Annotated in this window: 6 protein-coding genes and 1 tRNA gene; 1 reads left to right on the top strand and 6 read right to left on the bottom strand. The window is 45.7% G+C overall.

Features of this window, described 5'->3' with window-relative positions; translation table 11 throughout:
* Positions 1 to 432: 432 nt before the first annotated feature.
* From L0U89_RS06245 to L0U89_RS06220, 6 genes are all read right to left on the bottom strand, one after another.
* Positions 433 to 1,452 (bottom strand): PorP/SprF family type IX secretion system membrane protein, encoded by a 1,020-nt coding sequence (locus L0U89_RS06245; protein ID WP_234860738.1) that lies wholly within the window; start codon positions 1,450 to 1,452, stop codon positions 433 to 435.
* A 1-nt stretch (position 1,453) separates the two neighbouring features.
* Positions 1,454 to 3,808, bottom strand: coding sequence for a PKD domain-containing protein (locus L0U89_RS06240; protein WP_234860737.1), 2,355 nt, complete (start codon positions 3,806 to 3,808; stop codon positions 1,454 to 1,456).
* 98 nt (positions 3,809 to 3,906) lie between these two features.
* Entirely contained in the window at positions 3,907 to 5,178 is a 1,272-nt protein-coding gene (locus L0U89_RS06235) for an adenylosuccinate synthase (RefSeq protein WP_234860736.1), read from the bottom strand.
* A 94-nt stretch (positions 5,179 to 5,272) separates the two neighbouring features.
* Entirely contained in the window at positions 5,273 to 5,620 is a 348-nt protein-coding gene (locus tag L0U89_RS06230) for an STAS domain-containing protein (protein WP_234860735.1), read from the bottom strand.
* Positions 5,617 to 6,084: a Fur family transcriptional regulator gene (locus L0U89_RS06225; protein ID WP_008631883.1), complete on the bottom strand. Its 468-nt coding sequence runs from the start codon at positions 6,082 to 6,084 to the stop codon at positions 5,617 to 5,619. Before L0U89_RS06225 ends, L0U89_RS06230 begins: the two co-directional genes overlap by 4 nt.
* A 120-nt stretch (positions 6,085 to 6,204) precedes the next feature.
* Positions 6,205 to 8,430, bottom strand: a complete 2,226-nt coding sequence (locus L0U89_RS06220) for a RelA/SpoT family protein (protein ID WP_008631881.1) — start codon at positions 8,428 to 8,430, stop codon at positions 6,205 to 6,207.
* A gap of 129 nt (positions 8,431 to 8,559) precedes the next feature.
* On the opposite strand from L0U89_RS06220, the gene L0U89_RS06215 reads away from it, so the two are divergent.
* Positions 8,560 to 8,644: transfer RNA gene (locus tag L0U89_RS06215), tRNA-Leu, on the top strand.
* Positions 8,645 to 8,741: the final 97 nt, after the last annotated feature.

The following is an 8,741-nucleotide window of genomic DNA, read 5'->3' as shown; positions in this document are numbered from 1 at the left end:
AAACTCTCCATAGTATGTTGTCTCTCGGTATCCAATGCCCCGCATCGCGCGGAACAACGTACCATTATTATCCTACCGGACCGCTCCCAAAAGCAATCCGTTCCATCCTCATCGTTTCAATGAACTTTTGCAGAAATCCACACCATCTGTGCGGCTCTGCAATGACAATCTTTCGACTGTAAATAATACCTATTGTATTATTTATTATTAATTCTTGAGATCTGAAATTAAGTTTCAAATCGTTTCAAATATTCAGAATTTTATTTTGGTTGCTGACTTATTTACTTGGAAATCCAAAATAAACTTGGGCGATTTTGATCAGCTTCTCCCCGTTTGGGATTGCAAAGGTGCGATTCTTTTTTTCAATTGCAAAACCATTTCAGAAAAAAGTTGGATGATTCCCAAAAAGCACTGATTTACAGACAGAAAAAATCAATACCTGAATGTCGGCAATCGTCTTTGAACCTGTCGTTTCCATAATTGCTCCACAAAGGAATATCTCATGGATATTTCATGCGCACCTCCGGTATTTCTCCAGGCTAGATTGGAAATAGTAAAATCGTAGCTGTAGCCCACATCCAATCCATTGGAAAGTGAAAAGCCCACCAAGCCAATCAGAGCTTCATTATTTGGCAGTCCTTTCCAAGACGGCAGACCGCGGTACCAAAATCCCAAGATCAATGGCTCAAAAAACAGCTCCATCCCAATGTCCAATTGATCAAATTGCCCTTGGTTTTTGTAGTTGAAGGCGACCGACAAAGTACGCTGCTGCTCTGTGTTATTGAAATAGTCATTAATGGCTCCTGACTTTAGATCAAACTTAAATCCGCCGTGTAGAGAATAACGGATCGGAAGATTGTCCCTATCGAACTCGAGGTAGGAAATGTTTGGTTGTGTCAAGTGATGGGTAGAAAGCCCAAGCCAAGTTCTTTTGTTATAATAAAGAATGCCAGCCGACAGGTCGGCAAAACTTCTCTGTCGATCGTCCGGAAGGGTCGGGCCCGCACCTGGATCAACAACGCCTCGGTTAATGTCCAACTGTGTGCCTAAGATCACCTCATCAAAACTCGCCGACCTTGTTGCATAACTTCCCTGAATTCCCATATGAAGAAATGACGCATCGCCCAACCGAAGACGGTAGGAATATAACAAGCCAAGTTCAGTATTTTGCAGGTTTGCAAGACTTTCCCTGCTCCCATTGATGATAATTCCTATACCGCTGTTTTTCTCAGGGAAAAAATGGTCTGCGTAGGCCGAATAGGAAACGAACGTCCGATCCAAGCCCGGCCATTGGTTGCGGAAGTTGAGACCAACTCTCGTCATCTCGGCGCTGCCGGCAAAGGCCGGATTCAGAAAAAGCGGGGCCGCGTAAAACTGGGAAAACTGAATATCCTGCGCATTCAATCGCCCGGAAATGATCAAGAGGAGAAAAAGCCAGATTTTCTTCTCCATATCACCTGATCAAAATAAAATTGCCGGTATCGTCGATGACATCGCCGTCGATCGACTCCATTCTGCTTCGGTACACATAGGTGCCGCCGGGCAGTAGCTCGCCATTGAGACGCCCATCCCAGCCAGGGGTTTGAAGGTCATCGGTCTCAAAAATCAGGTTCCCCCAAAGGTTGAAGACCTGCAGCTGCATTTTAACAATCCCTTTTGTTTTGGGCCTGAAGTATCGATTTTCCTCCAAACTCGGCGTAAAGCCCGTCGGGTACATGATTCGAAACGATTGGGTGAGCGGAACGACTTTTGCAATTGTGGCCGTACATCCCCATTCATTGGTCACGGTCAACTTGACCTCAAACATCCCCTTTTTCCCAAAAACATGAACGGGTGATTCCTCGGTGCTGGTATTTCCATCTCCAAAATCCCAGGCCCAAGCTACAGCACCACCGGAAGAAAGGTCGTTGAAGCGTATCGGATCATCAATAAAGATACCACCATCTTCATCACTCTTGATGCCTGTACCGTCTACCTCATAGTCAAAGTCTGCAACCAATTCCTGAGAAACGATGACGACCTGAAGTGGGACCGGTTCCGACCAGCAGCTTAGATCCTTGTGCTTCACCCTCAGCTGGTATTCTCCTGACTGGGACACGGACAACATTTCCTCATTGAGCAAAATATCCCCATTTGGCGTTTCCAATTGGTAGTCATAATTCTCGGGATCGTAGTTCAAGATGAAGTCTTTGATATCTATACCAACGTTTGGCTCGCAACCGACCGCAGGATCTATGATCAACAAATCCGGAAAAGGCGGATTGATCAAATTAAAAATGGGAGACTCTGTTGGGCAACTCTTCGAATTGAATGCGATGACTTTGTACTCGCCAGGCAAGACGGCAAGTAATTCCTGATTGTCAGAATCGGCAACCAAGGTACTATTCAAATACCATTCAAACCTGACATATTCTTCCTCTCCGATAGCCCTTAAAGTAATCCCTTCTCCCGCACAACGCCTGATTTCCGTTTGGTCCACGTCCAATCCATCTGCGTGGATAGAGACAGGTTCAGGAGATTCCTTGATCAAGAGTTTGATGTAATTGCCTGCGGAAGTCTTCCCATAGTTATCCGTCACGGTGTAATATACCTGCACCGTGTCATCAACGAATCCTGGATTGGGGAAAAAGGTGAATTCACCACCTGAATCCGCTGCCCTAAATGTGCCCTGTGGCAATTCCAACACGCGATTTTCCGGCCTGCATCTTGCTTGCGAACAAATATCCCCCTCTTCGGCAAGGATATCATCCATTGACCCGTAGAATTGAAGACAACGGATTTGGGAGTTAAGGTTAGGTAGAGTGACTTCCTGCTCGGTAATTTCATAGGTGTTTTCCTGACCTGCACAAGAAGCCTTGTCGTCAATGTCTGATGCAACCGGGTCTAACAAATCATCTTCGTTGAAGACCTCCACAGTGATATTGGCGATTTCGTGGATATTATGAAGGCCCCCTGTGGATGCGGCGAAACCGATCTTGAGATTTTCCGGCGCTTGAAAAAAATAAGGCCTGTCGAAGATCGTCAGCATCATTGGCTGATTTGGGATTGTCGTCACTTCCATCCGCACTGTCAAAAAATATCCACCCCCATCATCGTTTGGTTCAAGTTCCAAGAATACCTTCCTGTATCCGGGTTGATTGCGGTCAGTTACTCTAAATGTACCCGGGCCACCCGAACTGATCGGAAACTGATTGTCGGGCCGCATACCATCATTTCCGGTCTCCATGGTACGTCTTCCCACGACAAATGGATATCCGACAAATCCGTCCCCAGGGCCACGTACAACGATCGAATTGGGGACAAGGCTCGTCCCAATCCCGAAAAAGCCCCCATTCCTTCCCTCTGCGGTGTTGCCGAAATTTCCGTATTCATCAAATCCAATTCCGAGATAGGCTCTTGACAAACCTCGTTCATTGTTTCTTGGCGCATAGCCAAGTGAGCCTCCAAACCCACCTGGATTGAATACGGGTGTATTTGCATCAAAAAGAAAGGCTGTGACTCCATCCGCTCCGTTTCCGCCATAACTGAAATATTCAAACGTGGCTTTGATCCCATAAGTGGATGGAAACGGAATGTCTACGTACATGAAGCCATTCTGGTCCACGACAGCATCAGTCAGCCTGAGGACTCCATCAACCAACCGGGCATTGCCTCCAAAAACAGTCGCCCCCTGGGTTTGATTATTGGAAAATTTCTCGCAGAAAGGAAACCCGAGCTGTGCCTGCGCCAGGTTTGGGACGAGCACTGAAACGGCAAAAAAGAGGAAAACCAAGATGGGGGATACGCTAATTATTGGATTGGCTTTCACTTGGGCAGATCTTAAACGAAAAACAAGAATCGGATTGTAAAATACTTATTTCACCTAAAAATAAAAAGGGCTTCTTTGTGGAAGCCCTTATAATTCATTTACCTAAGTATCGTTTGTTTTCGATCAGGACCGACCGAGACAAGCTTGATCGGAACATTCAATTCTCCCTCGATGTAGGTCACGTAATCTTTGAGTTCCTTCGGAAACTTTTCAAAGCTCGTCACCGATGCCAAAGATGTATGCCAGCCAGGCAGGGTTTTGTAGATAGGCTTGACATCGCCGTCATTCTGCTCATAGGCCAATCTATCTACCCGGCTTCCGTCGGGAAGTTCATAATGGGTACAGACATTGATTTTGTCAAAGATATTTAACACATCTGCCTTCATCATGAACAACTGGGTTACTCCATTGATCATGATGGAATATTTCAATGATGGCAAATCAAGCCATCCGCAACGCCGCGGACGTCCCGTTGTAGACCCAAATTCATTTCCCTCCTTGCGCATGGCCTCTCCGGTCGCATCAAACAGCTCGGTTGGAAAAGGTCCACTTCCGACCCTGGTGCAATACGCCTTGAAAATCCCAAACACTTCTCCAATCTTGGAGGGCGAAACGCCAAGACCGGTACAAGCACCGGCGGCCATTGTATTGCTGGAGGTCACGAAAGGATAGCTTCCAAAATCAATATCCAACAAAGAACCCTGAGCGCCCTCCGCCAATACTTTTTTGCCATTTTGGAGGAGGTCGTTCATTTCGTACTCACTTTCGACCAGGTTCAGTGTTTTGCAAAACTCCACCGCTTCAAAAAAGGCCTTCTCCAATTCGGGCAGATTGGATGCATCATAATCGTAAAAGGAAAGAATTTCCATGTGCTTCGATACCAATTCAGTATATTTTTCCCTGAAATCATCCGCCAAAATATCCCCGATCCTGAGTGCAACCCTACCAATTTTGTCTTGGTAAGTCGGCCCGATACCCTTTAGCGTCGATCCGATCTTCTTGTCACCTTTGGATTTTTCGTAGGCAGCATCCAATAGCTTGTGGGTAGGGATAATGATTGTTGCCTTTTTGGAAACAAATAGGTTTTTTCTGAAAGAGATGTTAAAGCGTTGCAGGCCCTCGATCTCTTTGCGAAGGATCACAGGATCTAGCACCACACCATTGCCGACGATATTTCGGATATTTTCCCGGAAGATTCCAGATGGGATTTGGTGGAGCACATGTTTGATGCCGTCAAATTCCAAAGTATGGCCAGCATTGGGTCCGCCCTGAAACCTCGCAACGACATCGTACCGCGGCGCGAGCACGTCGACGATTTTACCTTTTCCCTCGTCTCCCCATTGCAGTCCTAAAAGAACATCCATTTTCATACTTGTATTCTAAAGTTGGATTGAATCAAAATTCCTCGTGAAGTTTGTCATATCAACAAAGAATAACAAACAACCCTTTTGTTTTTGTGAGTGATTATTTTTGAACGGCGGCCTTCGCTTCTTCGATAGATGAAAAAACGGTAAAAATGTTGTTGAGCTTTGTGATGATCAACAGCTTTTTGACATGCTCCGAAGGTGCGGACAAATAAACCTCCCCGCCGGAATTCCGCATTTTGGTAAGCATCGTAATCAGGAGACCTATTCCGGATGAGGAGATATACCGCACTTCCGAGAGGTCTATCACAAAATCCGTGACCTTTTCATTGACGGCATCAGAGACCAATTCGACCAATTTCGGTCCCAACTCATCTCCAATCAAATCGCCAATAATAAAAAGGTATTGGGCATTTCCGGACTTCTCGGTCCTATATTTCAATTTCATAGCTTCAGTTTGTTTTCGCAGTTTTCGTTTTTGCAGGTTCCGTAGAGAATCAGGGAATGATGCAGGATTTTGAAGTTCAGGATTTCACTTACGGTATTTTGGATATTTTGGATACGCGGATCACAAAATTCCAGCACTTTGTTGCATTCAATGCAAATCAAATGGTCGTGTTGCTTGTATCCGTATGATTTCTCAAACTGGGCAATGTTTTTTCCAAACTGATGCTTGGTGACCAAGTCACATTCTTCCAACAAATCCAAAGTGTTATAAACAGTCGCCCGGCTGACGCGGTAGTTTTTGTTTTTCATGCTGATGTAGAGCGACTCCACGTCAAAGTGCCCCGTGCGGTCATATATCTCTTCCAAAATGGCATAACGCTCGGGAGTTTTTCTCAATTTCTTGTTTTCCAGATATGCCGTAAAGATTTTTTTGACCTCGTCGAATTGGGCGGGATTTAATGCCATGAATCTTCAGTTTTGTGCAAATATAACGTTAAGCCTCAGAAAAAATTCAATTAAGTGAAAGCCGGCAACGACAGCGCCGTGTTATTCAATGCGCGGGAAAACCGACAACGCTCCCACTCATCAATCAAATCTCGCGACTTTGATGATCCCTTCTACTTTGGATAGATTGCTCATCAACTTTTCCAAATGTTGTGTACTGTGGACATACAGCTTGATCGTCCCTTCAAAAATACCACTGTCCGAATCTACTGTGATGGATCGCATGTTGACCTTCAATTCGTTGGAAATTACTTTGGTAACATCGTTGATCAAGCCTACCCTGTCGGTCCCGACTATGCGCAACCCCGCGAGGAAAGCTATCTGCTGCTGGGAAGTCCAGCGTGCTTTGATCACCCGGTTGCCGTGGTTTGATAGCAATTCCAAGGCATTTGGACATGAGGTTCGGTGGATTTTGATCCCTTCATTGACGGTGACAAAGCCAAAAACGTCGTCGCCTGGGATTGGATTGCAGCATTTGGCCAAAATGTAGTCGACCACATCCATATCCTCGCCAATGAGCAGCTGGTCATGTTCGGGGCCTTTCAGGTTTTTGATCTCTTTGGTAAAACTGGATTCATCCTTCACTTTATCAAGTGAAGGCTTACTTTTTTGGCGTTTTTGTTCCTTAAAATCCTTGAAACTCTTGATCGAGGTAGGATCGATTATTCCTTTCCCGATTTTATAATAAAATTCATTAGGTGTCTTTGTCTCAAAATACGCCCTAAGCTGCTCCACGATTTCAGAATTGAAGTCCATCTTCATCTGCTTGAGCTTGCGTTGGACGATTTCCTTCCCATCCAAGATGGTAGATCGCTTTTCCTCTTTCAGCGCGTCCTTGATTTTTGCTTTGGCGCGGGAAGTGACGACACTGTTGAGCCAATCTTCCGTTGGTCTTTGCTTCGCTGAAGTCAAGATCTCGACTTGGTCTCCGTTTTTCAGCTTGTGGTTAATTGGGACGAGGCGTGTATTGACTTTTGCCCCGATGCATTTCGCCCCGACCTCTGTATGGATCTCAAAAGCAAAGTCAAGTGCAGTCGCGCCATGTGGCAATACTTTCAACTCCCCTTTTGGCGTGAAGACGAATACTTCGTCATGGAACAAATTGCCACGGAAATCATCCATAAATTCGATGGCATTGCCGTCATTTGATTCCAGCAGGGATCGTACTTGAGTGATCCACTCGTCCAGGCCAGATGGCCCTTTCCCCCCCTGTGCTGCATCTTTTTCCTTGTATTTCCAATGGGCCGCATATCCGCGCTCAGCGATATCATCCATACGGACGGTCCGAATTTGCACTTCTACCCATTGGCCGGTATTGCTCATTACGGTGGTATGAAGCGACTCATACCCATTGGCCCTTGGCGTGCTGATCCAATCACGCAGACGGTCAGGGTTGGGTCGGTAAAAATCCGTCACGATACTGTACACCTGCCAACAATCCGCCTTTTCATTATCGATCTCCGAATCAATGATGATTCGAATGGCAAACAGATCATACACCTCTTCAAAAGGGATATTCTGTTTCTTCATCTTGTTGTAGATCGAGAAAACAGATTTTGGTCGGCCCTTGATGGTGAATCTAAAACCTTGGCTTTCCAACTCCTCTTCAATAGGCGCAATAAAAGTCTTTATGAACCGATTCCTCGAAATCCTCGTCTCGTTTATCTTATTGGCGATGAATCGATAGGTCTCGGAATCCGTGAACTTGAGGTAAAGGTCCTCCAATTCTGACTTGATCGCATACAATCCAAGGCGGTGCGCCAACGGCGCATATAGATACATGGTCTCCGAAGCGATTTTCAATTGCTTGTGCCTTGGCATGCTGTCCAGCGTCCGCATATTGTTCAAGCGATCCGCCAGTTTGATCAAAATGACCCGCACGTCATCGGAGAGCGTAAGCAGCATTTTCCGGAAATTCTCCGCCTGCTGTGATGATCCGTATTCAAACACGCCGGAAATTTTGGTAAGCCCATCGATGATCGTCGCGACTTTGTGTCCAAATTCCCGCTCTATGTCTTCCAATTCCCAATCAGTATCCTCCACTACGTCGTGAAGTAATGCTGCAACGATACTCGTCGTCCCCAAACCTATTTCCTCCACACAAATCATGGCGACTTCCAAAGGATGATAGATGTAGGGTTCGCCGGATTTTCGACGCATTTCCTTGTGCGCATCATTGGATATGGAAAAAGCTTTTTTGATGATCCGGGCGTCGCCTTCCTTCAAGAGTGGCTTTGCCATCTTGAGAAGCTTTCGGTAACGCTTTAAAATCTCTTTCCGCTCTTCTTCCAAATCAATCTGTATCATAGTGTCGAAGCTAAATCAAATCCCATTTTAAGTCAAACAAAAAAACAGTGGCTACAATCATTCAGCGAGGAAAATAAATTTCACCTTTTGCAAGTTAGATAATACTTATTACCTTTGCGGCCACATGAAGCGGATGTGGCGAAATTGGTAGACGCACTAGACTTAGGATCTAGCGCCGCAAGGCATGGGGGTTCGAGTCCCTCTATCCGCACCAAGCTCAACCCTCAATCACATTTCGGAACTCGACCCTGCAAAGGTCCTCGACCAAGAATTGGGATTGGGGGTTTTTTAAATTCCATTCACACCAAAAT

Source organism: Mariniradius sediminis (assembly GCF_021491425.1).
Classification (GTDB): domain Bacteria; phylum Bacteroidota; class Bacteroidia; order Cytophagales; family Cyclobacteriaceae; genus Mariniradius; species Mariniradius saccharolyticus.
Note: the sequence above shows the minus strand (reverse complement) of the source record. Positions and strands in the feature narration are given on the sequence as shown.